Raw genomic sequence first — 23713 nt, 5'->3', positions numbered from 1 at the left:
GAGCACGCAGGGCGCCGCCGCATTCCATGGCCTGCCTATCGGCAAACCCTATATCGGATCAGCTATCGCGAAGAGGCGATGGCTCCCTGTCATTCCCTGGTCGGCCGCGATACAGCGCCTGTTCCGACCCTGTGGGCAGCGGAGCCGGCCTGCTGCCCGAAGAACCGTGCCGGAGGCATGCCCACCGTGCGGTGCACCATGGCGCTGAAGGCGCTGGGGCTGTAGCCCAGCTCGGCGGCGATCTGCTGTATGGGCAGGCCGCGCGCGGCCAGGCTCAGGCCATGGGCCAGCACGACTTGCTGGCGCCAGGTGGTGAAGCTGCAGCCCAGCTGCTGCTGGAACAGCCGGGCCACGGTGCGCGGGCTGGCGCCGGTGTCTGCCGCCCAGTCGGCCAGGCTCTCGTGCTGGGTGGGGTCGGCCACCACGGCCTCGCAGAGCATGCGCAGCCGCTTGTCCTGGGGCATGTTCACGCCAAGGTGGACTTCGCTGGCCCGGCGAAGCTCTTCCAGCAGCAGGGCGCTCAGATGGTGCTCGCGCTGCAGGGTGGCGGCGTCCGGGGCGGGCTGGTCATCGCTTTGCTTGGGCAGGGCCGTGATCAGCTCGCGCATCAGCGGCGAAACCTCCAGCACGCGGCAGCGTGCCCAGTCCTGCGGGTTGCAGGCCACGCCGCAGGGCGGGAGGTCCGGCAGTACGGGGCCCTGGGCCGGATCGTCCTGTAGCACGTAGATGGAGACGAGGTCGGCTTCCTCGACCATGGCCACGGCGTGGACCAGGCCGGGCGGAATCCACACGGCCTTGGACGGCGGTGCGATCAGCGTGCCCTGGGGGGCCGACAGGTGCAGCACGCCGTCCAGCGAGATGGCGATCTGTGCCCAGCTGTGGCTGTGCGGTATGACGCGCGTGCGTGCCGACAGGCGGTGCTGCTTGGCGCGCACGGGGCGCTGGGGCGTGGGCACGAACAGGTGCGGATGCAGGGCCTCCACCGGCTCCATCGGCCGGGCCCTGCGCACCGACCGCAGCGCGGCTGCGGGGCAGGCGCTGGGCAGGGTGTCGGCACAAGTGTCGGCAAGGGTGTCGGCAAGGGTGTGGGCAGGGGTGTGGGCAGGGGTGCCGGGCGTGGAGACAGGCTTTGGCATGTTTGCGACAGAAGTTGGCAGACTATCGCATACAAGACGAAACGCTGCTGCCTAAGATGCGGCCCATGACCGCCTCTTCTTCTTCCATGCCGGACGCCGTGGCTCCGGACCCGCTGCGCAGCGATGTGCGCACCATCGGCCTGATCGGCCTGGCGCATGGTTCCTCGCATTTCTTCCACCTGCTGCTGCCGCCGCTGTTCCCGTGGCTGATCGCCGAGTTCGGCTACAGCTATGCCGAACTCAGCGTGATGGTGTCGCTGTTCTTCGTGGTCTCCGGCGTGGGACAGGCCATGGCCGGCTTTGCCGTGGACCGCTTCGGCGCGCGCCCCATTCTGTTTGCGGCGCTGGGCAGCTTCACCGTGGCGGGCGTGGTCGCCAGCCTGGCACAGGGCTATGGAATGCTGCTGCTGGCAGCCTTCTTCGCGGGCCTGGGCAATGCGCCCTTCCACCCGGTGGACTTCACCATCCTCAACAAGCGCGTGTCGGCCAAGCGCATCGGCCATGCGTTCTCGGTGCACGGCCTGTCGGGCAATATCGGCTGGGCGCTGGCGCCGCTGTTCATGGCGGGCATCACCACGGCCACGGGCTCGTGGCGCCTGGCCTGCCTGTGCGGCGCGGCCCTGGCCGCCGTCATCCTCACCATCATGGTGCTCAACCGCGAGGCGCTGGACGACCGTGCGGCCGATGCCCAGGCCCCCGCGGCGCGCGCCGCTGCGGCCGCCGTGCCGCAGGAGCATCCCATGGCCTTCCTGAAGCTGCCCTCGGTCTGGCTGTGCTTCTCGTTCTTCTTCTGGAGCACCTGCGCGCTCAGCGCCATCCAGAGCTTTGCCAGCCCCGCCATGCAGTCCATGTACGGACTGCCGCTGAGCGTGACGGCGCTCATCGTCACGGGCTACATGCTCTGCGGCGCGGCAGGCATGCTGGCCGGCGGCTTCCTCGTGGGCCGCGTGCAGCGGCTGGAGAAGGTGATCTCCATCTGCATGCTGGGCTCGGGCGTTGCGCTGTTCCTGGTCGGCACGGGCTGGCTGCCGGCCATGGCGGCCGTGGGCGTGGCCTCCATCGCGGGCCTGGGCACGGGCCTGGCCGGCCCCTCGCGCGACATGCTGATCAAGCGCGCCGCCCCGCCCGGCGCCACCGGCCGCGTCTACGGCACGGTGTATTCGGGCCTGGACCTGGGCTTTTGCCTGGCGGCCCCTGTGTTCGGCTACATGCTGGACCACGGCATGAGCCACGGCGTGTTCTACGGATCGGCCATTGCCCTGGTGCTGAGCGTGGTGTCGGCCGTGGTCGTGGGCGATGGCGTGAGCAAGAAGGGCGGCATGGCGCTGAGCGCGGGCTGATCCCGGGTCTCGCTCCCCACAAGGCCCCGCAGGCCAAGGCTTGCGGGGCCTTTGCTTTTGGGCGGGGAGATGGACAAAACAGGCACGGCAATTGCGTGCGCCCTGCGCGGCGCCTGCTATCGTGCAGGCACAACTTTTTCAACACAGGAGACCTGTCCATGCGTTCCGCCTTCGCACCGCTTTCCCTCATGTTCCGCAGCGCACCGCTGGCGCTGGCCCTTGCCATGGCCGGCCTGTCCGGCAGTGCCCTGGCTGCGCCCAAGGCCGATATCCAGGCGCTGGCGCAAAAGCACCAGCAGCCCTTGCTGGACACGCTGCGCGACCTGGTGCACATCGAGTCGGGCAGCAAGGACATGGAGGGCGTGGAGCAGATCGCCAACTACGTGGCCGGCAAGCTGCGCGAGCAGGGCGGCAAGGTCGAGATCCTGCAGCCCACCGACGTCTACCGGCTGGGTGACACGCCCGAGAAGATCGGTCCCATGGTGCATGCCGAGTTCAAGGGCAAGGGCACCAGCCGCATCATGCTGATCGCCCACATGGACACGGTCTACCTGCGCGGCATGCTCAAGGACCAGCCGTTTCGCATCGACGGCGAGCGCGCCTACGGCCTGGGCATTGCCGACGACAAGCAGGGCGTGGCCCTGATCCTGCACACCGTGGCCATGCTGCGCCAGCTGGGCTTCGACAACTACGGCACGCTGACCGTGCTGATGAACAGCGACGAGGAAATCAGCTCGCCCGGCGCGCGCAGCACCATCACGCGCATGGGCGCCGAGCAGGATGCGGTCTTCTCGTTCGAAGGCGGCGGCACCGACGGCGGCGTGCGCCTGGCCACCAGCGGCATCGGCGCGGCCTACCTCAAGGTCGAGGGCAAGGCCTCGCACGCGGGCGCCAAGCCCGAGGACGGCGTGAACGCGCTGTACGAGCTGTCGCACCAGCTGCTGCAGATGAAGGACCTGTCCAAGCCCGAGACCGGCCTCAAGCTCAACTGGACGGTGGCCAAGGCCGGCACCAACCGCAACGTCATTCCCGCCGAGGCCACGGCCCAGGCCGACGCCCGCGCGCTGCGCGTGGCCGACTTCACGGCGCTGGAGCAGGCCATGCAGGCCAAGGTGGGTAACAAGCTGCTGGACGCCAGCAAGGTGCAGCTCAAGTTCGAAGTGCGCCGCCCGCCGCTGGAGGCCAACGAGGCCTCGCGCAGCCTGGCCAAACAGGCGCAGACCATCTACAGCGATGAGCTGGGCCTGAAGATGAGCGTGATGGAAAAGGCCACGGGCGGCGGCACCGACGCGGCGTTTGCGGCGCTCAAGGCCAAGGGTGCGGTCATCGAGGGCTTTGGCCTGAGCGGCTACGGTGCGCACTCCAATGATGCGGAGTATGTGCAGCTGAACACCATCGTGCCGCGCCTGTACCTGGCCACGCGCATGATCATGGATCTTTCCAAGTAAGCGTCGGCTCCCGGGCTTCTCAGGAGCGGCAGCACCCCATGCGTCAAGCCGTAGCAGACGTTGGCTTGAGTCGCTTTTTCTGACCCTGCCGGGAGGTTGTTTTTCGAGGCCGGGTTTCGGCCCGGCAGCCGACTGCCCTTTCTTGTTTCGCCAAGAAAGGTCAGGTCAAAGAAGGCGACCCGAATGTCCGCGACCCCTTCGCTTCGCTGCGGGGCAACCTGCGTCGTGGCGGTTGCGGGGTTCGCCGTGAAACTCTCTTCGCGCTACGCGCTACGTTCAAACATCACGGCGAGTCAGATCACGAAGCAGTCCTGTCCTTCGGCAGGACTGCAACCCCGCAACCACCACGCCGCAGGCGCGGCCATACGGGAGTGAACAGCGGGCGCCGAGCATTTGCGGACGTAAAAAAGGGCATGCCTTGCGGCATGCCCTGAAGGCGCATCGTGGGGCGCTCTGTGTTCTTTACTGCGAAGAGATGTTCTTGTCCTTGGCGATCTTGCTCCAGCGTGTGAAGTCGGCATTCAGGCGCGCCTTCATGGCCGCGCCGTCCTGGTAGGTGGCGATGGCGCCTGCGGCCAGCATCTTCTTTTGCAGCTCGGGCTCGGCCAGGATGAGCTTGAGCTCCTGGTTCAGGCGCTGGACCACGGCGGGCGGCGTGTTCAGCGGGGCGATCAGGCCGCCCCAGGTGTCGGCGTCGAAGCCGGGGAAGCCCTGCTCGGCCACCGACTTCACATTGGGCAGCAGCTGCTTGGCCTTTTGCGAGCTGACGGCAATGGCGCGCAGCTTGCCTGCCTGGATGTGGGGCAGGGCCGCGACCACGTCGGCGAACATCACGGCGATCTGGCCGCCGATCAGGTCGGTCACGGCCGGCGCGCTGCCGCGGTAGGGCACGTGCTGCATGTCGAAGCCGCCCAGGTCCTTGAGCTGCTCCATGGACAGGTGGCCGAAGCTGCCCGTGCCCGAGCTGGTGTAGTTCAGCGCCGGCTTGGCCTTCTTGGCGTGCTCGATCAGTTGCTGCAGGTTGGTCACGTCCGGCAGCTCGCGCGGGTTGATGACGATGGCCATGGGCAGGTCATAGACCGTGGCCACGGGCAGGAAGTCCTTGCGCACGTCGTACAGGTTGTTGTTGAACAGCATGGGCGCCAGCAGCGCGGGCATGCCGAACATGGACAGCGAGTAGCCGTCGGGCTGCGACTTGATGAAGGCCGCCGTGCCCACCGAGCCCGAGGCGCCAGGGCGGTTGTCGATGACGATGGTCTGGCCCAGGCGCTCGGTCAGGCGCTGCGCGACGATGCGCGCGGCCGTGTCGGTGGGGCCGCCGGGCGGGAAGGCCACGGTCAGCTTGATCAGCTTGTCGGGCCACTGGCTCTGGGCCCGGGCGGCGGGGGCCAGCGTGGCGATGGCGGTGGCGCAGGCGGCGGAAAGGATCTGGCGGCGCGAGGCCTGGAAGGGGGTGGAAGTCATATGTCTCCTCAAGCGGGAAGGGGTGGAAATGAGAGCCGTGGAGCGGTCTGGGGGGGAACGTCTGCGCGCTCTCAGATGATGTTTTTGGCGCGCAGTGCGGCGCGGGCCTGTTCGTCCAGGCCCAGGCGCTGCTGCAGCACCTCGTCGGTGTGTTCTCCCTGGTGCGGCGGCGGGCGGCGCACGGGCAGGCGCTGGCCGTCCAGCGCATAGGGCGGGGCCAGCACGGACTGGCTGCCGGCCTCGCTGTCCTCGAAGCGGTGCAGCAGGCCGGCGTCGGCCGTGCGCTGCGAGTTCAGGGCCTCGAACAGGCCCAGCACCTCGCCGCAGGGAATCTGAGCGGCCGTCAGGCATTCGAGCAGTTGGGCGCGCGTGAAGCGCAGCAGCTCGGCCTGCACCAGCGGCATCAGCAGATCGCGGTTTGCCGAGCGTGCGGTATTGGTGGCAAAGCGTTCGTCGGCGGCCCACTCGGGCTTGGCGATGACGTCGGTGCAAAAGCGCTGGAACTGGCCGTTGTTGCCCACGGTGATGACCAGCGGGCCGTCGGCCGCCTCGAACACGCCGTAGGGCACGATGGACGGATGGGCGTTGCCGAACTTGGGCGGGTCGCCGGCCTTGAGCAAGGCTTCCATGCCGTAGTAGCTGGTGATCATCAGGCCGCAGTCGTACAGGGCCATCTGCACATGGCGGCCGCGCCCGCTGCGCTCGCGCTCGTAGAGCGCGGCCAGGATGGCCTGGGCCGAGTACATGCCCGTGAACATGTCCACGGCGGCCACGCCGAACTTCAGCGGACCCTGGCCCTGCTCGCCGTTCATGGCCATGATGCCGGACTCGCCCTGCACCACCAGGTCGTAGCCGGGCCGCGTGGCCTCGGGGCCGCTGCGCGAGTAGCCCGAGATGGAGCAGTACACCAGGCGCGGGTTCAGCTGCGACAGCTGCTCGTAGCCCAGCCCCAGCTTCTCGGCGCCGCCGACCTTGAAGTTCTGGATGACCACGTCGCTGTCGGCCGCCAGCTCGCGTGCGATGCGCAGGCCCTCTTCGGCCTGCAGGTCCAGCGTGACCGAGCGCTTGTTGCGGTTGGCGCTGTTGAAGTAGGAGGTGTTGCGCTGGCCCACGCGCACGCCCCAGTCGCGCGTGTCGTCGCCGCGGCCCGGGTGCTCGACCTTGACGACATCGGCGCCCAGGTCGGCCAGCGCCATGGCGCACATGGGGCCGGCCAGCACGCGCGAAAGATCCAGGACGCGCACGCCGTCCAGCGGCAGGGAAGAGGGGAGAGCACTCATGCGAAACCTTGTCGAACCACGAAAACCGCAACGGGCCGGTGATGCCCGGGCAGGCCCGCATTCTTCATTCGTTTATGGACTTTGACAATCGTGCTAAAAAATGGACATTGTGTGTACTGAGGTTTGACAATGGATCTGGGCGGACTGTCCCTGCTGGTGGACATCATCGAAGCCGGCAACCTGAGCCGCGCCGCCGTGCGCCTGGGCATGAGCCGCGCCAACGTCAGCCACCGGCTCAACCAGTTCGAGCGCCAGATCGGCCAGCAGCTGCTGCGCCGCACCACGCGCCAGGTCGAGCCCACCGAGCTGGGGCTGCGCCTGTATGCCCATGGCCGCGCGATACGCCAGGAAGCCATGGCGGCGGACGAGTCGGTGGACAGCCTGGGCCAGAGCCTGCAGGGCACCGTGCGGCTGAGCGTGCCCAGCGGCTACGGCCAGCTGCAGATGTCGGGCTGGCTGACGGAGTTCATGCGCATGCATCCGGGCATCACGCTGGAGGTGATCTTCGACAACGACATCGAGGACCTGATGCAGGGCGCGGTGGACTTCGCCGTGCGCGTGATGACCGAGCCCCCCGAAAGCCTGGTGGCCTGCAAGCTCGGTGACGTGCTCTACGAGGCCTGCGCCACGCCGCAGTTTCTGGCTGCGCATGGCCATCCCGACTCGCTGCTGGCGCTCAAGCGCGTGCCGCTGATCACCTCGGCGCTCACGGGCCAGAAGCTGCGCACGGCGGGCATGAACGGCGCCCGGCCCACCGAGCTGCGCATACGCCCGCGCCTGATGTCGCCCAACTTCCATTTCCTGCGCGATGCCGTGCTGCAGGGCCTGGGCGTGGCCGTGGTGCCGCGCTACATGGTGGCGGCCGAACTGGCCAGCGGCGCGCTTGAGCGCCTGCCGCTGCCGCCGGGCAGCCTGGACTTTCTGGCCACGCGCCAGTACCTGCTGTACATGCCGTCCCACTACCAGACGCGGGCCATCACCACGCTGATCGACTTCCTGCGCGAGAAGGCCGCGGCGGAGGGACTCAGAGGCTGAAGATCTTGCCGGGGTTCAGGATGTTCTTCGGGTCCAGCGCCTGCTTGATGGAACGCATCATCTGCACCGCGCCGTCGCCGGCTTCCTCGCGCAGGAAGTCCATCTTGTGGATGCCCACGCCATGCTCGCCCGTGCAGGTGCCGCCCAGCGCAATGGAGCGCGACACCAGCTGGTGGTTGAGCTGCTCGGCGCGCGAGCGCTCGTCCTCGTTGTCCGGGTCGATCAGGTAGCCGAAGTGGAAGTTGCCGTCGCCCACGTGGCCGACGAGGAAGTAGGGAATGCCGCTGTCATCTGCCTCGCGCACCGAGTCCAGCAGCGCATCGGCCAGGCGGCTGATGGGCACGCAGGCGTCGGTGGTGATGCAGCGGCAGCCGGGGCGGCTGGAGACGGCCGCGAAATAGGCGTTGTGGCGGGCCGTGAACAATCGCGTGCGGTCCTCGGGGCGCTCGGCCCATTCGAAGGCGTTGCCGCCGAACTCGCCTGCAATGTCCTGCACCATCTCGGCCTGCTCCTTCACGCCCGTGGGCGAGCCGTGGAACTCCATCAGCAGCATGGGCTCCTCGCGCAGCGTGAGCTTGCTGTAGGCATTGACCATGCGCACCGAGTTCACGTCCACCAGCTCCACGCGGGCGATCGGCACGCCCATCTGGATGGTCTGGATCACCGTGCGCACGGCGGCCTCGATGCTGGGGAATGAGCAGATGGCCGCGCTCACGGCCTCGGGCAGCGGGTACAGGCGCACCGTGATCTCGGTGACCACGCCCAGCGTGCCTTCGCTGCCCACGATCAGGCGCGTGAGGTCGTAGCCCGCGCTGCTTTTCTTGGCGCGCGTGCCGGTGCGCATCAGCTCGCCGCTGGCCGTGACCAGTTCCAGCGCCAGCACGTTCTCGCGCATGGTGCCGTAGCGCACGGCATTGGTGCCGCTGGCGCGCGTGGCGGTCATGCCGCCGATGGAGGCATCTGCGCCGGGATCGATGGGGAAGAAGAAGCCCGTGTCCTTGATGGCATCGTTGAGCTGCTTGCGCGTGATGCCGGGCTGCACGGTGACCGTGAGGTCCTCGGTGTTGACCGAGAGAATGCGGTTCATGCGGCTCAGGTCCAGGCTGATGCCGCCCTCGACGGCCAGCAGATGGCCTTCGAGCGAGGAGCCCGCGCCGTAGGGGATGACCGGCACGGCGTGCTCGTCGGCCAGCTTCAGCGCGTCCTGCACGTCCTGCGTGCTTTCGGCAAAGACCACGGCCGCAGGCGGGGGCGCCTGGATGGCGCCCTCGTCGCGGCCGTGCTGTTCGCGCACCGCCAAAGCCGTGGAGCACTGGGCGCCGAAACGCTGGGCCAGGGCTTGGAGGAAGGCTTCGGGGATGGGGCGCTGAGCGAAGTCAGGCTGCAGGCGGACGGGGGCGACAGGGGCGTTCATCGGTGTTCTCCAGGGGGAACTGGAAAGAATACCACCGGCCCTGCCGCCCAACCGTGTGGGTCAGCCGCCAGGCATCCGGGTGTCAGCGCGGCTGGACAGCCTTGCTGAATTCATCGCGCGACAGCGATCCGTTCTTGTCGGCATCGATTTGGGCGAAATTGCTGCTCACGGCGGGCAGGGCCTCGGCCTCCTTCTTGCTCAGCTTGCCGTCCCGGTTGGTGTCGGCGCGGTCGAATGCGGCCTGGACGTCGTTGGCGCCGGCCGACGATGGAGTGGGTGCGGCTTGCACACCAGTTGCAGGGCCGCTGCCGGCGCCGAAGGAGGCCTGCGATGGGGGCGCTGCCGTAGCAGGCGCCTGCGCCATGGCAGCGACGCTGCCCAGCGAAATGGCCGCGAACAACATCACGCTGCGGATTTCAAAACCAGAGACTTTGCGCAGTTGAGAGGTCATGTGTCGAACTCCTTGTCGAACGTGGAACATGACTGCATTCCACCTGTTGCAGCGCAGCAGGGCCAGCACTTTTGCCGGCTGTTGCCTGCTACAACATTTGCGTGCCGCCTGTAACGCACAATTGGGTGTTGGGCCGTTACGGGTCCGGCTTTCCACCCCCGCACCGCCAAGGAGAACGCCCATGGGCAACCGTTTGACACAGATCGCCACGCGCACCGGAGACGACGGCAGCACGGGCCTGGGCGACAACACGCGCGTCTCCAAGAACAGCGGCCGCCCGCACGCCATGGGCGATGTGGACGAGCTCAATTCCCACATCGGCCTGCTGCTGTGCGAGGCCCTGCCCGACGACGTGCGCGAGCTGCTGGTCGATGTGCAGCACCAGCTGTTCAACCTCGGTGGCGAGCTGTCCATTCCCGGCTATGAACTGCTCAAGGACGAGGCCCTGCTGCAGCTCGATGAAGCGCTGGCCCACTACAACGCGCAGCTGCCCCGGCTGCAGGAATTCATCCTGCCGGCCGGCAGCCGCGCCGCGGCCCAGGCCCATGTCTGCCGCACCGTGGCACGCCGCGCCGAGCGCATGGTGGTGGCGCTGGAGCAGGGCGAGGCCATGCGGCCCGCGCCGCGCCAGTACCTGAACCGCCTGTCGGACCTGCTGTTCGTGCTGGCGCGCGTGCTCAACCGCATGGATGGCGGCGACGACGTCTACTGGAAGAGCGATCGGATGGCCCGCGCGCAGTCCGCCGAAGAGTGAATCCGCGCTGAACCCGCGCTGAACCTGCGCCAATTCCGCATTTAGGACGGCCCATGCGCCTGCGCCACATCGAGGTCTTCAATGCCGTCATGCAGACCGGCAGCGTCAGCGCTGCCGCACGGCTGATCAACATCACCCAGCCGGCCGTCAGCCGCACCCTGCAGCACGCGGAGCTGCAGCTGGGCTTTGCGCTGTTCCAGCGCGCACGCGGGCGGCTCACGCCGACCAATGAGGCGCTGGCGCTGTTCCCCCACATCGAGAAGCTGTTCGAGCAGCTCGACGAGGTCCAGCGCCTGGCCGACAACCTGCGCCATGGCCAGGCGGCGGACCGGCTCACCGTGCTCACCGTCTTCGCGCTCAGCCGCGAGGTGCTGCCGCGCGCCGTGGCGGGCTTTCGGCGCCGCCACCCGCAGGTGCAGGTCCATGTGCAGGCACTGCACACCCCCCAGGTGGTCTCGGCCCTGCTGCTGCAGGAGGCCGACGTGGGCTTCGTCATCAGCTCCGTGGGCCAGCCCGCGCTGGAGCATGAACTGCTGGCCGAGGTGGACATGTTCTGCGTGCTGCCCAAGGGCCTGCTGCCACCCTCGCGCGTGCGCGAAGAGGGGATGGAGCTCAAGGACCTGGCCGAGCTGCCCGTGGTCGCGCTTGATGCGCGCGACCCGCTGGGCATGCGCCTGGGCCAGGCCTGCCGCGAGCACGGCGTGGGCCTGTCGCCCGTGGTCACCGTGCAGACCTACCACGCGGCCCTGTCCATGGCCGAGTACGGCCTGGGCGCCGCCATCATGGACGGCTGCACCGCCCTGGCCGCCGACCGCCGCAAGGTCCATGTCGTGCCCCTGCTGCCGCGCATCACGGTGGGTGTGAATGCACTCAGCCTGCCCCAGCGGCCGGGGTCCGTGCTGGCGCGGGCAATGACCGAGGAAATGCGCAAGGCCTTGCGCGAGTTGCTGGCTGGTTGAGGCCGTTCAGACAAGCATGCCTGCTGGACTGCGGCTGGTGCGCCGTGGTCATTGGCACGATCGATTGTCAAATTCAACTGAATTCTCATGATCGATTGATTTGTTAATGAGAATTATTCACAATCATTACCCGGGATCTGACAACGGCATCGTCATGAAGGAGGGTCATGAGAAATTCAGGAGCTTTGCGCCCGCGCTGGCAGGTCGTTGCCTGCGCATGTGCTGCTCTTGCCTTTGCCGGTGGGCTGGCGCTCATCTTTTTTGCCGAACCAGCGCCTGAGGTCAGGCATGCACAGGTGAGCGCAACCAAGCCACCTGCGCAAGCTTCCGGGCCTGCTGCGCCAGCACCTGAAACTCCCGCTCCACCGACGATCGCTTCCGTACCGGCGCCCGTGCCGGTGGCGCCCCCCACGACACCTCGAGCCAAGGCGTTTCCTGCCGTTGTCGTGGATGCATCGGCGGAGATTCTGTACAACCGGCTTGCCCGCAGCGAGGTCACGCTGGACCAGGCCGGCGAAGTCGCCAAACTCCACAAGGCATTAGAGCGTTGCTGGATGGTGTCCCTCTACGGGCGCATGGCGCAGTGGGCTTCCCCGGCTTCCGATCCTGAAGGACATGCGATGGCCCAGACGCTGCTGCGTGAGGAAGGGGCCAAGGCGCGGCCCGGCTGTGGTGAGCTTCCCGAGGACGCATATGCCAGGGCAGATGAATGGACCGCCCTGCTAGCGGCCCAGGGCGATCCCCAGAGCATGATGAATTACGGGGGGGCCTACTGGACCCGTGATCTGGAGCATGTGATGAAGGACCCAGAGCGCCTCGACGAATTCCGGCGCACCACCCTGGCCAACCTCAATGCCCTGATTGACCAAGGCTATGTCGATGCCCTGATCATGATGGCCTCCATCCGATACAACCCCACATGGGGAGAGCCGCGGCCGGCCGAGGTATGGGCCTACTTATATGCCAATGCCAAAGCCAGCGGCGATGTGTCCTTGCAAGCCAATTTGCTTCAGAGCATAGACCAGCGGGTGCCGCCGGAAGGCCGACAGCGTGCGACTGATATGGCTCAGGAGCTACTGAGGAGATGCTGTGGTGGCTAGTCAGACAACATCAATCTCACCACGCTTCTCCGAAACGTGGCGCTCACTGGTGATCATCGCGCTTGCCGCATTGCTCATTGCCGCGAGTTGGCGTGGCGTATCCGACACCCAAGAAGATCCGCGCGGTTGGAACGATGCCGATATTGCTAAATTTATCTTGGGGACGGTCAACTCATCGTTGTCGATTGGACAATGGAAGCGTGGAGATACGGTGACCATTTGTCAGGCAGGATCCAGCAGATGCATTTTGGTGGTCTACGCCAACATAATGTCTCACGACGCTTGGCTTAAAGCGCGTGACACCGACTCACGGAATGCGCCGCCCGATGTTTCGCTCTGGGAGCGCTTTCTCAAGTGATTTTTGGGTCGAGGCGGCGTGCCTTCAACGGTTTCGCTGGAGACGCTTATCGCTGAATGGGGCGAAGTGCCGACAGGCACGGTCACGGTCGAACCACTCCGGCCTGATGACACGCTGACAAAGTGCACTGGTTGCCATGGTTCGGATTGGCAGCAAATAGCCCAGCGGCCGGCATGGGAGCCGTTGCGAAGTGTGGAGGCCAGCGGTTGGCTTGCCTTGATTGGCGCCGCAGCCATGTCGGTGGATGCCCGACATGGCTGGTCCAAGGACGACTGGCAACTCGTACGGAGATTGAGCGGCGACATGACATAGGTGGCTGCGGGACCGGGTTCTACAGATCGTCCGCCTCCATCTGCCCCACCAGCCTCTGCGCCGACCCGAACGCCAGCGTCAGCCCCAGCGCGCCGTGCCCTGTCTGCAGCCACAGGTTGCGCGGCCCGCCGCGCTGGCGGCCGGTGAGGGGCAGGCCGGTGGGTGTGGCGGGGCGCATGCCGGTCCAGGGGTGCAGGTTGCCGTCCAGCGGCAGGTCGGCGAAGACCTCCTGCGTGGAGCGGCGCAGGCTGGCGATGCGGCGCGGGTCGGTGCGCGTGTCCCGGCCCACGATCTCCACCATGCCGGCCGCGCGCAGGCGTTCGCCGATGCGTGCGAAGACGACTTTGCGTGCGGTGTCGGTGACGCTGACCCGGGGCGCGGCGTGCGGCAGCTGCGCGGCGGCATCGGCGGTGATGCTGTAGCCCTTGAGCGGATAGACGGGAATGCGCAGGCCCAGCTGGCGCGCGTGGACCGCGCTTTCCCAGCCGCTGGCCAGCACGTAGTGGTCGGCGCGCAGCGGCAGCGGGCCTGCGGCGGTGCGCAGGCCGGTGATGGCGTCGCCTTCGCGCTCGAAGCCCTGCAGCTCCACGCCGTAGCGCAGTTCGGCGCCGCGTGCGGTGAGCCGGGCGGCCAGTTGCTCGCACAGCAGGCGGCAGTCGGCGGCGGCCTCGCTGGGCGTGTGCACGGCGCCTGCAATGCGTTGCGCGTAGCCGGCGAGCGCGGGTTCGATGCGCGCCACTTCGGCGGCGTTGACGATGCGCTGCGGCGCGCCGCCCAGGCCCGCTTGCAGTGCCACCTGCTGCGCGGCGGCATCCAGCGCCTGCTGGGTGGGATAGAGCACCAGCTTGCCCGGCGTGTGCAGGTCGCAGGCCAGTGCTTCGTCGGCCTGGAGCGACTCGAAGGCCTGGCGGCTTTCGGCGGCCAGGGCCAGCAAGGCGCGCGTGCCTTCGGCCGAGGCATGGGCATTGCAGGCGCCCAGGAAGCGCAGTCCCCAGGCCCATTGCGCGGGGTCGGCGCGCAGGCGGAAGGCCAGCGGCGAATCCTTTTGCAGCAGCAGGCGGGGCAGCATCTTCCAGATGCCGGGATCGGCCAGCGGCTGCACGTAGGAATAGCTCAGCTGCGCGCCATTGCCGCCGCTGGCGCCCTGGGCGGGGCCCGGTGCGCGGTCCAGCACGGTGATGCGATGGCCGGCCCGCTGCAGCGCCCAGGCCGTTGCCAGGCCGACGATGCCGGCGCCCACGATGCAGACATGCATTGATCGTTTCTCCATGCAGCCGCACTGTAGGCCGCGCGCGGCAGGCTGCGCCATGGCATTTGGCACAGGGGGTATGCATGCAGGTTATGGCCGGGGGCTGCTACTGCGGGCAGGCGGCCAGCCCATAACCGGCGGGCATGGACCGGCCCGATATTGTCATTCCGCAAAGGCCGCCGCCCTTCCTACACTGGCCGCACATCCACCAAAGACGAGGAGACAAGCATGCAACTTCACACCACCGCGCTGTGCGCGGCCCTGGCCCTGGGAGGCCTGGCTGCAGCCCATGCCGACACGCTGGCCAAGGTGCGCGACAGCGGCCGCATCACGCTGGCCTACCGCGAGTCCTCCGTGCCCTTCAGCTACCTGGACAACGGCAAGCCCATCGGCATGACGGTGGAGATGTCCCAGGCCGTGGCCGAGGCCGTGAAGAAGGCGGTGAACCGGCCCGATCTCAAGGTGCAGTGGCAGGCCGTGACCTCGCAGAACCGCATGCCGCTGCTGGCCAACGGCACCATCGACCTGGAATGCGGATCGACCACCAACAACACGGTGCGCGGCAAGGAGGTGGCCTTTGCCATCAACCACTTCTACACGGGCACGCGGCTGCTGGTGAAGAAGAGCTCGGGCATCAAAAACTACGCCGACCTCAAGGACAAGACCGTGGCCATCACCACGGGAACCACCAACCTGCAGGTGCTGCGCAAGGCCAATGCCGACAAGGCCTGGGGCATGAACATCGTCATGGCCAAGGACCATGCGGACGGCTTCCTGCTGGTGGAGAACGACCGCGCCGCGGCCTTCGGCATGGACGACATCCTGCTCTTCGGCCTGATCCCCACGGCCAAGAACCCCGGCGACTTCGAGGTGGTGGCCGACTCGCTGCAGGTCGAGCCCTATGCCTGCATGCTGCGCAAGGACGATGCCCAGTTCAAGCAGCTGGTCGATGGCGTGATCGGCGACATGATGAAGTCGGGCGCGTTCGCCAGGCTGTATGACAAGTGGTTCATGCAGCCCATTGCCCCGAGGAACGTGGCCCTGGGTCTGCCGATGAGCGAGCAATTGCAGAAAAACCTGCAGGACCTCAGCGACAAACCCGCTTTTTGATTTCGGATCGCAGCATGCAGCAGCAGCTTCAGCCCCCGCGCGCGGTGGGCATTCTCGGGGGCATGGGCCCGGCCGCAGGCGCGGATTTCGTGCGCCTGTTCGTGCAGGCCTGCACGGCGCACCTGCAGCAGCAGGGCCTGCCCGTGCATGACCAGGCCTATCCCGAGCACTGGCTGGTGCAGCTGCCCATGCCCGACCGCAGCGCGGCGCTGCGCGCGGACCCGCAGTCGCCCACGGGGCCGGCCCAGCACCTGCTGCAGGGCGTGGGCCGCATGGCGGCGCTGGGCGTGCGCAGCGTGGCCCTGGCCTGCAACACGGCCCATGCATGGCATGGGCAGCTGCAGGCGCTGTTTCCGCAGCTGCATGTACTGCACATCGCGCGCCAGGCCGCCCTGCACCTGCAGGCCGGCGGCGCGCAGCAGGCCATCGTGCTGGCCACGCAGGGCACCTATGACAGCGGCCTGTACGACGCGGCACTGGCCGAGTGCGGCATCACCGCGCTGCAGCCCGATGCACAGGGCCGCGCGCGGCTCATGCAGGGCATCTACGACGGCGTCAAGCAGGGCGACATGGACCTGGCCGCGCGCTGCTTCGGCGAGGTGCTGGCGCCGCTGCTGCAGCGCCATGGCGATGTGCCCGTGATCATGGGCTGCACCGAGATCCCGCTGGCCCTGCCGCAGTCGCCGCTGGCGCGCGGTGCCACGCTGGTGGACCCGGCCTGGATCCTGGCCCAGGCCCTGGCCGGCGATGCCTATGGACAGGTCCGAACTCCAGCGCATTAGTTTTTCAAGGTGTTGCGCGCCATTCAATAACTGCCTAGGAACCTGGCGCGGCTCAACTCAGGGACACCGAGGAAGGGCCGCCCCGCACCGAGGGTGTCGTCCCCCTTCGGGGGGAAGGCGCGAAGCGACTCAGGGGGGGGTCAATAAGTCTCCAGATGCAGCCGGCCTTCGCGCTTGAGGCGCGCGCCCACCTGCTCCCAGTCCAGTCCCGATTGCTGCGCCACGTCGCGCAGTGCCAGCACCACGCCTTCCTCCATGCTCTTGAGCCCGCAGACGTAGAAGTGCGCGTTGTCGTCGCGCAGCAGGGCCGCCAGGTCGGCCGCACGTTCGCGCAGCAGGTCCTGCACGTAGCGCCGGGGCTGGCCGGCCACGCGCGAGAAGGCCAGGTTGTTGTCGATGAAGTCGCGCGGCAGGCTTTGCAGCGGGCCGAAGTAGGGCAGCTCCTGCGGCGTGCGTGCGCCGAAGAACAGCATGAGCTTGCCGCCCTCGAACCTGCCGCTCTTGCGCAGCCGCCTGCGCCATTCGGTCATGGCGCGCATGGGGGCGCTGCCCGTGCCCGTGCAGATCATCACGATGTGCGAGCGGGGATGGTTGGGCATCAGGAACGACTGGCCAAAGGGGCCTATGACCTGGACCCTGTCGCCGATGCGTGCGTCGCACAGGTAGTTGCTGGCCACGCCGCGCACGGGGCGGCCCTGGTGGTCCTGGGTGACGCGTTTCACGGTCAGCGCCAGGTTGTTGTAGCCGGGCCGCTCGCCATTGCGCGCACTGGCCACCGAGTACTGGCGCGCCACATGCGGGCGGCCCTGGGCGTCGGTGCCGGGCGCGATGACGGCGATGGACTGGCCTTCGAGCACGGGGAACGGCTGGCTGCCGAAGTCCAGCACGATGTGGTGGGTCTCGCTGTCGAAGCCCGCCTCCGTGCAGTTGAGGTTGCCGACCACGGTGGCCGTGACGGGGCTCCTGGGGCCGTGCAGGTTGGTGTACGGATGGGCGGCCGACCAGGGCGGCACGGTGGCGCCGTAGCTGGCGCTGCGCAACACCTGGGTATCGGCCTGGTCGTCGGGCCGGGACGCATCCGCACCGCGCGTGGCGGCCGCCGCGATCACGGCCTGGGCCTGGCTCAGGTCCTCGGCGGCAGGTGCGTCCCCTGTGTCCTGTGCCTTGGCCCGTGCCTGGACCAGCGCCTCAGGCGGCAGCTCCTCGGGCAGCTCGTCCCAGAGCAGCTGCTCGGCCACGGGATAGGCGCTTGCCAGCGGCACCTTGCGCCAGTTGTCGATGGCGCCCGTGGGGCAGGGCGAGACGCAGTCCATGCAGCCGTTGCACTGCTCGGCCAGGACCACGTAGTTGCGGTCATCGTGCGTGATGGCGCCCACGGGGCAGGTGGCCTCGCAGGTGTTGCAGCGTATGCAGATCTCCGGGTCGATCAGGTGCTGGGTGAGGATGCCGTGTTCTACCAAGGCGACTGTCATGGGCGACTCCCTGCTGGCGCGGCGCTTCAGTTGAAGCGCACGTATTCGAAATCCACGGGCTGGCGGTTGATGCCCATGACCGGCGGCGCGATCCAGCCCGCGAACTGGCCCGGCTCCACGCAGCGGCCCATGAGCGAGGCGACAAAGGCGCGGTCGGCGTCCGTGGGCAGCCATTCGGCCTCGCGCATGCGCCATTCCTGCTCGCTGACCACGCGGCCGTCGGGGCTCATGCGCACGCCGGCCAGCGCGCCGATCTGGCGGTTGAAGGCCTTGTGCGGCACGGTGAGGCGGAAATCGATGCCGGCCTTTTCCATGACCTTGTTCCAGCGGCCCACGCCCGCGTTGGAGTCCTTGATGTAGTCGTCGCGCAGCACCTCGTTGAGCGCGTTGAGCATGGGCACTTCCTTTTCCTGCAGCCTGCCGTCAACCACTTCCAGCACCTTGTAGTGCTGGTCGTGCAGGCGGTGGTCGTCCGCGCGCTTGCCTTCCTCGTAGCGGCCCTTGAGGCCGCTGCTGTAGAAGGTGGCGGCATTGCTGGACTGGTCGGCGCCGAACAGGTCGATGGTCACGCTGTAGTGGAAGTTCAGGTAGCGCTGCAGCGTGGGCAGGTCGATCACGCCGGCCGCGCGCAGGCGGCCCACGTCGTCGGTGCGCAGCTCGTTCATGACCTGGCAGGTGCGCTGCAGCACGCGCGAGACGCCGGACTCGCCCACGAACATGTGGTGGGCCTCCTCGGTCAGCATGAACTTGGTGGTGCGCGCCAGCGGGTCGAAGGCGCTTTCGGCCAGCGCGGCCAGCTGGAACTTGCCGTCGCGGTCGGTGAAGTAGGTGAACATGAAGAAGGACAGCCAGTCGGGCGTCTTCTCGTTGAAGGCGCCCAGGATGCGCGGGTTGTTCTCGTCGCCGGACTGGCGCTCCAGCAGGGCCTCGGCCTCCTCGCGGCCGTCGCGGCCGAAATGCTTGTGCAGCAGGTAGACCATGGCCCACAGGTGGCGGCCTTCCTCCACGTTGACCTGGAACAGGTTGCGCAGGTCGTACATGGACGGCGCGGTCAGGCCCAGGTGGCGCTGCTGCTCCACCGAGGCGGGCTCGGTGTCGCCCTGGGTGACGATGATGCGGCGCAGGTTGGCGCGGTGCTCGCCGGGCACGTCCTGCCAGGCCTTCTCGCCCGCGTGGTCGCCGAAGTGCACCTTGCGGTCGGCCTCGGCAGGGTTCAGGAAGATGCCCCAGCGGTAGTCGCGCATCTTCACGTGGCCGAACTGGGCCCAGCCCTGGGGGTCCACGCTGATGGCGGTGCGCAGGTAGACGTCGTAGTCGGTGGAGCCTTCGGGGCCCACGTCGCCCCACCAGTTCAGGAAGTTGGGCTGCCAGCTCTCCAGCGCGCGCTGCAGGGTGCGGTCTTCGCCGAGGTTGACGTTGTTGGGGATCTTCTCGCTGTAGTTGATGGCGCTCATGGTGGGGTCTCCGTGGATGTTTCGGGGCGTGCCTGCGGTCAGACGCGGTTGAAGTCGAAGCCGGCCTTCTGGCCCGTGCCGTAGAGCTTGAGAGCGCCCTTGTCGCCCACGGCATTGGGGCGGTTGAAGATCCAGTTCTGCCAGGCCGACAGGCGCCCGAAGATGCGCGTGACCATGTTCTCGCGGCTGGCAAAGCGCAGGTTGGCTTCCAGGCCCGTGAGCGCATCGGGCGACATGGCGGCGCGCTCTTCCATGGCGATGCGGATCTCGTCGTCCCAGTCGATGTCGTCGGGCGCGGCCGTGACCAGGCCCAGGGCCAGGGCCTGGTCGCCGTCCAGCGCGCGGCCCGTGGCGGCGCGCGCGGCCTCCAGCGGTGCGGCCTCCTCGTAGAAGCGGCGCTGCAGGCGCGACTGGTCGTTGACCAGGGGCAGCAGGCCGAAATTGAATTCGTCCAGCTGGATGCGCGGGGCGTGCTCGGTGTCATCGGGCAGCACCAGCATGTAGGCGCGGTCGGCCGCGAAGGCCAGCTCGGCCAGCATGCCCACGAAGCAGGAGCCGGGCTCGATCAGCGCGAACAGCGTGCGCGAGGACACATCCAGCCGCGCAAAGCTGCGGCGCAGCAGGCCCAGCGTCTCGCGCGCCAGCCAGTGGTCCTGGTGGGCCAGCAGGGCGGCGTCTGCGGCCAGCACGGCGGCGGCATCGCCTTCGGTCTTGAGCAGCCAGGTGCCCACGTCCAGCTCATTGGTGCGCAGGTGCAGGATGGCGTCGTCCAGCTCGCGGCCCATGGCCAGCGGCCACCAGGCGTCGCCGGCCTGCTCGATGGCTTCGAGGGTGGCGGGCTGCGGGCCTTGCCCAAGCGTGGGCGCCTTCACGGTCAGCGTGGCGCTGCGGCGCGCGCGGTCGATTTGCACGCTGACATGGCGGTAGTGCAGCGCGTCGTCCGTGGCCTCGCGCTCCAGGCGCGTGAGCGTGATGCCCTGCGCATTGGCGGGGCGCGTGCTGCCCTCGGCCAGGCGCTGCGCGCGATCGGCCACCACGGCGTCGAACTGCGCGGGCTTGGCCACGGCATCGACCAGGCGCCAGTCCACCGCGCGCTGGCCGCGCACGCCTTCGACGCTGGTGCAGAAGATGTCGGCCAGGTCATGGCGCACATGGCGCTTGTCGGTCACGCGCGTGAGGCCGCCCGTGCCGGGCAGCACGCCCAGCAGCGGCACCTCGGGCAGGGAGACGGAGGAGGAGCGGTCGTCGATCAGCACGATGTCGTCGCAGGCCAGGGCCAGCTCGTAGCCGCCGCCTGCGCAGGCCCCGTTGACGGCGGCCAGGAACTTCAGGCCCGAGTGGCGCGAACTGTCCTCGATGCCGTTGCGCGTCTCGTTCGTGAACTTGCAGAAGTTCACCTTCCAGGCATGGCTGGACACGCCCAGCATGAAGATGTTGGCGCCCGAGCAGAAGATGCGGTCGCGCCCGCTGGTGACGATGACGGTGCGCACCTGCGGATGCTCGAAGCGGATGCGGTTGAGCGCGTCGTGCAGCTCGATGTCCACGCCCAGGTCGTAGCTGTTGAGCTTGAGCTTGTAGCCGGGCCGTATGCCGCCGTCCTCGGCGATGTTCAGCTGCATGCGGGCGATGGCGCCCTCGACGGTGAACGACCAGTGGCGGTACTGGGCGGGCTCGGTGCGGTAATCGACAGTGGGGCTGGACGGGTGCATGGACGGCCTCTTGGATGAAAAATAGTGCAGTCGCAGATACGGTGCAGGCACAATTATGCAGATTCATCCCAAAAATGCACGCAGAAACACGCACGATAGTGCGTGTTTTGGCCATATCAAGGGTAAACACCAGCCAGCACAGGCGAAAAAAATCCAGGCCTGGGGCCTGGATGCCGTGGGTTGCTGCCGCCGTCTCAGCGTGGGGGCAGGAACAGTGCCTTCAACTGATCGAAGCTCTGCTCCAGCGTCTGGCCGCTGGTATCCACCACGTGGTCGGCCTTGGCGTAGAAGCCGGCGCGGCCTTCGAGGATGCTGCGCAGATCGTCCATGGCCTCGGGATTGGCAGCCATGGGGCGGGTGTCGCCCTGGGCCACGACGCGGGCCATGTGTTCCTCGGGCTGGGCCTTGAGCCAGACCGTGGTGCAGTGCGACAGCAGCTCGTTGAAGGTGGCCGGGTCGGAGACGATGCCGCCCGGCGTGGCGATGACCACGTCGCTGTAGATCTGAACGGCTTCCTCCAGCGCGCGGCGCTCGTAGCGGCGGTAGGCGTTGGCACCGTACAGGTCGTGGATGGCGCGCACGCTGCAGCCCGCAATGCGCTCGATTTCCTGGTTGAGTTCGAGGAAGGGCACGCCCAGCTGCTCGGCCAGCATGCGGCCCAGCGTGGACTTGCCCGCGCCGCGCAGTCCGATCAGGGCGATGCGCGTGTGGCGCTGGCGGTCGCTGGGCGCCGTGCCCAGCAGCTCGCCCGCAGCCAGGCGCACGCGGCGCAGGTCCTCTTCATTGCGGCCTTCCAGCAGTTCGCGGATCAGCAGCCATTCGGCGCTGGTGGTGGTCACGTCGCCCAGCAGCTCGGCCATGGAGCATTGCAGGGCCTGTGCAATATGGTGCAGGACCAGCACCGACACATTGCCCGTGCCGTATTCGAGGTTGGCCAGGTGGCGCTCCGAGACATCGGCCGCCGCCGCCAGGGCGCGCCGCGTCATGCCCCGGCGCGAGCGCAGGCTGCGCACACGCTCGCCCAGCGCCTGCAGCACCTGGTTCCTGGGGGCTTCTGAGAGGGAATCCGCCGCCCCGGCGGACTGGGCTGCCGTCTCGAACTGGTCCATAGAGTTTCCTTGAAGAGGGCGTGAATGATAAACAGTCGGGGTTAACACCAGCCATGCAATATAGTGCTTGACGCTCGATGGTGTTCTAACTATCTTTCTGATGCACGCACAATATTGCATGTTGTGCGGAAGATCACAAGTCGGGCCGGATGCCCGATGTCGAAGGAGACCCCGATGATCGACTTCACCCAGCCCTTCAATTTCGCCGCGCACCTGTTCGCGCTCAATGAGGGGCGGCCCGGCAAGATCGCCTACATCGACGACCACGGCACGCTGAGCTACGGCCAGCTGCAGCAGCAGGCGCAGCGCATGGCCAGCGGCCTGCTGGCGGCGGGCATCCACCGCGAGGAGCGTGTGCTGCTGCTCATGCACGACCGCCATGAATGGGCCGTGGCCTTTCTGGGCGCGCTGTATGCGGGCGTGGTGCCGGTGGCGGTGAACACCTTGCTCACGGCCGACGACTACGCCTACATGCTGGGCCACAGCCGCGCCCAGGCCGTGCTGACCTGCGATGCGCTGCTGCCCCTGCTGCGCCAGGCGCTGGACCGGGCGCCCAACGAGGTGCGCCATGTTTGGGTGGCCGGCGACGAAGCGGCGGCTCGCGCCGCAGGCTTTGCGCCGCTGCAGCCCTGGCTGGCGGCGCAGCCGCCGCTGCCCGCACCGGCGCCCACGCTGGGCGATGACCCGGGCTTCTGGCTGTATTCCTCGGGCTCCACGGGCAAGCCCAAGGGCGCGGTCCACACGCATGCCAATCCGTACTGGACGGCCGAACTCTATGGCGGCCCGGTGCTGGGTCTGGGCGAGGGCGACATCTGCTTTTCCGCCGCCAAGCTCTACTTCGCCTACGGCCTGGGCAATGCCCTGAGCTTTCCGCTGAGCGTGGGCGCCACCGTGCTGCTGATGGCCGAGCGGCCCACGCCCGAGGCCACCTTCGCGCGCTGGGTGCAGCACCGGCCCACGGTGTTCTTCGGCGCGCCCACGGGCTTTGCGGGCATGCTGGCCTCGCCGCTGCTGCCCGCGCGCGAGCAGGTCAGCCTGCGCATGTGTTCCTCGGCCGGCGAGGCGCTGCCGGCCGAGATCGCCCAGCGCTTCAAGGCGCATTTCGGCGCCGACATCGTGGATGGCATCGGCTCCACCGAGATGCTGCACATCTTCCTGTCCAACCGGCCCGGCGACATCCGCTACGGCACCACGGGCAAGCCCGTGGACGGCTACCGCGTGGAGCTGCGCGGCGAGGACGGCCGCCCCGTGGCCGATGGCGAGGTGGGTGACCTGTTCATCCAGGGCCCCAGCGCCGCCCTCATGTACTGGGGCAACCGGGACAAGACGCGCGAGACCTTCCAGGGCGGCTGGCTCAAGAGCGGCGACAAGTATGTGCGCGACGCCGATGGCTACTACACCTATGCCGGGCGCAGCGACGACATGCTCAAGGTCAGCGGCATCTATGTCTCGCCCTTCGAGGTCGAGGCCACGCTGATGCAGCACCCGGCCGTGCTGGAGGCCGCCGTGATCGGCAAGACCGACGCCGACGGCCTGCTCAAGACCAAGTCCTTCGTCGTGCTCAAGGACGGCTGCAGCGCCACCGAGGCCGAGCTCAAGGCCTTCGTGAAGCAGCGCCTGGCCGCCTACAAGTACCCGCGCTTCATCGAGTTCGTGGACGAACTTCCCAAGACCGCCACCGGAAAGATCCAGCGTTTCAGGCTCCGAGAGCGCGAGGCCAGCGTCGGCTGAACAGCCCCTTCCGATTCCCCTGACAAAAGCAAGACCCATCCACCAC

The 23713-nt window shown here is 67.8% G+C and carries 20 protein-coding genes; 10 read left to right on the top strand and 10 right to left on the bottom strand.

The annotated features are described in order from the left end of the window. Nucleotides 1–89: 89 nt before the first annotated feature. Complete coding sequence (locus A4F85_RS23585) at nt 90–1136, bottom strand: AraC family transcriptional regulator (protein WP_082848249.1); 1047 nt, start codon at nt 1134–1136, stop codon at nt 90–92. Nucleotides 1137–1201: 65 nt separating this feature from the next. On the opposite strand from A4F85_RS23585, the gene A4F85_RS23580 reads away from it, so the two are divergent. Continuing rightward, nucleotides 1202–2476, top strand: coding sequence for an MFS transporter (locus A4F85_RS23580; protein ID WP_063328069.1), 1275 nt, complete (start codon nt 1202–1204; stop codon nt 2474–2476). A 158-nt stretch (nt 2477–2634) separates the two neighbouring features. Further along, nucleotides 2635–3924 (top strand): M20/M25/M40 family metallo-hydrolase, encoded by a 1290-nt coding sequence (locus A4F85_RS23575; RefSeq protein ID WP_063327846.1) that lies wholly within the window; start codon nt 2635–2637, stop codon nt 3922–3924. Between the two features lie 462 nt (nt 3925–4386). On the opposite strand, the gene A4F85_RS23570 is transcribed toward A4F85_RS23575, so the two are convergent. Continuing rightward, nucleotides 4387–5388, bottom strand: a complete 1002-nt coding sequence (locus A4F85_RS23570; RefSeq protein ID WP_013799975.1) for a Bug family tripartite tricarboxylate transporter substrate binding protein — start codon at nt 5386–5388, stop codon at nt 4387–4389. A 71-nt stretch (nt 5389–5459) separates the two neighbouring features. Further along, complete coding sequence (locus A4F85_RS23565) at nt 5460–6668, bottom strand: CaiB/BaiF CoA transferase family protein (protein ID WP_013799976.1); 1209 nt, start codon at nt 6666–6668, stop codon at nt 5460–5462. A gap of 129 nt (nt 6669–6797) precedes the next feature. On the opposite strand from A4F85_RS23565, the gene A4F85_RS23560 reads away from it, so the two are divergent. Beyond that, nucleotides 6798–7703 (top strand): LysR family transcriptional regulator, encoded by a 906-nt coding sequence (locus tag A4F85_RS23560; RefSeq protein WP_047217545.1) that lies wholly within the window; start codon nt 6798–6800, stop codon nt 7701–7703. On the opposite strand, the gene A4F85_RS23555 is transcribed toward A4F85_RS23560, so the two are convergent. Together A4F85_RS23555 and A4F85_RS23550 are read right to left on the bottom strand one after the other, a co-directional pair. Then, on the bottom strand, nt 7693–9117 hold the full coding sequence (locus tag A4F85_RS23555; protein WP_063327845.1) for an FAD-binding oxidoreductase: 1425 nt from the start codon (nt 9115–9117) through the stop codon (nt 7693–7695). The two genes, A4F85_RS23560 and A4F85_RS23555, sit on opposite strands and share 11 nt — an antisense overlap. A gap of 82 nt (nt 9118–9199) precedes the next feature. Beyond that, a complete protein-coding gene (locus A4F85_RS23550; protein ID WP_063327844.1) occupies nt 9200–9568 on the bottom strand; it encodes an EF-hand domain-containing protein in 369 nt (122 codons plus the stop codon). 181 nt (nt 9569–9749) lie between these two features. Here A4F85_RS23550 and A4F85_RS23545 point away from each other — a divergent pair, with 181 nt between their 5' ends. The 4 genes from A4F85_RS23545 (at nt 9750) to A4F85_RS30750 (ending at nt 12739) form a co-directional block, all read left to right on the top strand. Then, nucleotides 9750–10322, top strand: coding sequence for a cob(I)yrinic acid a,c-diamide adenosyltransferase (locus tag A4F85_RS23545; RefSeq protein ID WP_063327843.1), 573 nt, complete (start codon nt 9750–9752; stop codon nt 10320–10322). Nucleotides 10323–10375: 53 nt separating this feature from the next. Then, nucleotides 10376–11281: a LysR substrate-binding domain-containing protein gene (locus A4F85_RS23540; protein WP_012202007.1), complete on the top strand. Its 906-nt coding sequence runs from the start codon at nt 10376–10378 to the stop codon at nt 11279–11281. 167 nt (nt 11282–11448) lie between these two features. Further along, nucleotides 11449–12381 (top strand): hypothetical protein, encoded by a 933-nt coding sequence (locus tag A4F85_RS23535; protein WP_156517047.1) that lies wholly within the window; start codon nt 11449–11451, stop codon nt 12379–12381. After that, nucleotides 12374–12739: a hypothetical protein gene (locus A4F85_RS30750; protein ID WP_156517046.1), complete on the top strand. Its 366-nt coding sequence runs from the start codon at nt 12374–12376 to the stop codon at nt 12737–12739. The genes A4F85_RS23535 and A4F85_RS30750 overlap by 8 nt, the downstream gene beginning before the upstream one ends. 331 nt (nt 12740–13070) lie before the next feature. Here A4F85_RS30750 and A4F85_RS23530 read toward each other — a convergent pair whose 3' ends face one another. Then, nucleotides 13071–14306, bottom strand: a complete 1236-nt coding sequence (locus tag A4F85_RS23530; protein WP_063327841.1) for a D-amino acid dehydrogenase — start codon at nt 14304–14306, stop codon at nt 13071–13073. A gap of 222 nt (nt 14307–14528) precedes the next feature. Here A4F85_RS23530 and A4F85_RS23525 point away from each other — a divergent pair, with 222 nt between their 5' ends. Together A4F85_RS23525 and A4F85_RS23520 are read left to right on the top strand one after the other, a co-directional pair. Then, entirely contained in the window at nt 14529–15410 is an 882-nt protein-coding gene (locus A4F85_RS23525) for an amino acid ABC transporter substrate-binding protein (RefSeq protein WP_016447309.1), read from the top strand. Nucleotides 15411–15424: 14 nt separating this feature from the next. Beyond that, complete coding sequence (locus tag A4F85_RS23520; RefSeq protein WP_063327840.1) at nt 15425–16192, top strand: aspartate/glutamate racemase family protein; 768 nt, start codon at nt 15425–15427, stop codon at nt 16190–16192. A gap of 140 nt (nt 16193–16332) precedes the next feature. On the opposite strand, the gene boxA is transcribed toward A4F85_RS23520, so the two are convergent. The 4 genes from boxA to A4F85_RS23500 form a co-directional block, all read right to left on the bottom strand. Further along, complete coding sequence (gene boxA, locus A4F85_RS23515; protein WP_063327839.1) at nt 16333–17664, bottom strand: benzoyl-CoA 2,3-epoxidase subunit BoxA; 1332 nt, start codon at nt 17662–17664, stop codon at nt 16333–16335. A 26-nt stretch (nt 17665–17690) separates the two neighbouring features. Next, on the bottom strand, nt 17691–19118 hold the full coding sequence (boxB, locus tag A4F85_RS23510; RefSeq protein ID WP_047217550.1) for a benzoyl-CoA 2,3-epoxidase subunit BoxB: 1428 nt from the start codon (nt 19116–19118) through the stop codon (nt 17691–17693). Nucleotides 19119–19156: 38 nt separating this feature from the next. Beyond that, nucleotides 19157–20827 carry a 2,3-epoxybenzoyl-CoA dihydrolase gene (gene boxC, locus A4F85_RS23505; RefSeq protein WP_063327838.1) on the bottom strand — a complete coding sequence of 557 codons (1671 nt, stop codon included), beginning with the start codon at nt 20825–20827 and terminating at the stop codon, nt 19157–19159. A 194-nt stretch (nt 20828–21021) separates the two neighbouring features. Continuing rightward, nucleotides 21022–21936, bottom strand: coding sequence for a helix-turn-helix transcriptional regulator (locus tag A4F85_RS23500; RefSeq protein WP_047217552.1), 915 nt, complete (start codon nt 21934–21936; stop codon nt 21022–21024). 174 nt (nt 21937–22110) lie between these two features. On the opposite strand from A4F85_RS23500, the gene A4F85_RS23495 reads away from it, so the two are divergent. After that, nucleotides 22111–23667: a benzoate-CoA ligase family protein gene (locus tag A4F85_RS23495; protein ID WP_012202016.1), complete on the top strand. Its 1557-nt coding sequence runs from the start codon at nt 22111–22113 to the stop codon at nt 23665–23667. Nucleotides 23668–23713 lie beyond the last annotated feature (46 nt).

The sequence above is a fragment of the Delftia sp. GW456-R20 genome (assembly GCF_001622915.1).
Lineage (GTDB): Bacteria > Pseudomonadota > Gammaproteobacteria > Burkholderiales > Burkholderiaceae_C > Comamonas > Comamonas acidovorans.
This window is presented reverse-complemented; position numbering and strand designations above follow the sequence as displayed.

Bases quoted from the DNA above. Each gene is read 5' to 3' on its own strand.
- A4F85_RS23525 (WP_016447309.1), top strand. From the start codon at position 14,529: ATGCAACTTCACACCACCGCGCTGTGCGCGGCCCTGGCCCTGGGAGGC.
- A4F85_RS23580 (WP_063328069.1), top strand. From the start codon at position 1,202: ATGACCGCCTCTTCTTCTTCCATGCCGGACGCCGTGGCTCCGGACCCG.
- A4F85_RS23495 (WP_012202016.1), top strand. From the start codon at position 22,111: ATGATCGACTTCACCCAGCCCTTCAATTTCGCCGCGCACCTGTTCGCG.
- A4F85_RS23550 (WP_063327844.1), bottom strand. From the start codon at position 9,568: ATGACCTCTCAACTGCGCAAAGTCTCTGGTTTTGAAATCCGCAGCGTG.
- A4F85_RS23555 (WP_063327845.1), bottom strand. From the start codon at position 9,117: ATGAACGCCCCTGTCGCCCCCGTCCGCCTGCAGCCTGACTTCGCTCAG.
- A4F85_RS23575 (WP_063327846.1), top strand. From the start codon at position 2,635: ATGCGTTCCGCCTTCGCACCGCTTTCCCTCATGTTCCGCAGCGCACCG.
- boxA (WP_063327839.1), bottom strand. From the start codon at position 17,664: ATGACAGTCGCCTTGGTAGAACACGGCATCCTCACCCAGCACCTGATC.
- A4F85_RS23560 (WP_047217545.1), top strand. From the start codon at position 6,798: ATGGATCTGGGCGGACTGTCCCTGCTGGTGGACATCATCGAAGCCGGC.
- boxB (WP_047217550.1), bottom strand. From the start codon at position 19,118: ATGAGCGCCATCAACTACAGCGAGAAGATCCCCAACAACGTCAACCTC.
- A4F85_RS23530 (WP_063327841.1), bottom strand. From the start codon at position 14,306: ATGCATGTCTGCATCGTGGGCGCCGGCATCGTCGGCCTGGCAACGGCC.
- A4F85_RS23535 (WP_156517047.1), top strand. From the start codon at position 11,449: ATGAGAAATTCAGGAGCTTTGCGCCCGCGCTGGCAGGTCGTTGCCTGC.
- A4F85_RS23520 (WP_063327840.1), top strand. From the start codon at position 15,425: ATGCAGCAGCAGCTTCAGCCCCCGCGCGCGGTGGGCATTCTCGGGGGC.
- boxC (WP_063327838.1), bottom strand. From the start codon at position 20,827: ATGCACCCGTCCAGCCCCACTGTCGATTACCGCACCGAGCCCGCCCAG.
- A4F85_RS23540 (WP_012202007.1), top strand. From the start codon at position 10,376: ATGCGCCTGCGCCACATCGAGGTCTTCAATGCCGTCATGCAGACCGGC.
- A4F85_RS23565 (WP_013799976.1), bottom strand. From the start codon at position 6,668: ATGAGTGCTCTCCCCTCTTCCCTGCCGCTGGACGGCGTGCGCGTCCTG.
- A4F85_RS23585 (WP_082848249.1), bottom strand. From the start codon at position 1,136: ATGCCAAAGCCTGTCTCCACGCCCGGCACCCCTGCCCACACCCCTGCC.
- A4F85_RS23500 (WP_047217552.1), bottom strand. From the start codon at position 21,936: ATGGACCAGTTCGAGACGGCAGCCCAGTCCGCCGGGGCGGCGGATTCC.
- A4F85_RS23545 (WP_063327843.1), top strand. From the start codon at position 9,750: ATGGGCAACCGTTTGACACAGATCGCCACGCGCACCGGAGACGACGGC.
- A4F85_RS23570 (WP_013799975.1), bottom strand. From the start codon at position 5,388: ATGACTTCCACCCCCTTCCAGGCCTCGCGCCGCCAGATCCTTTCCGCC.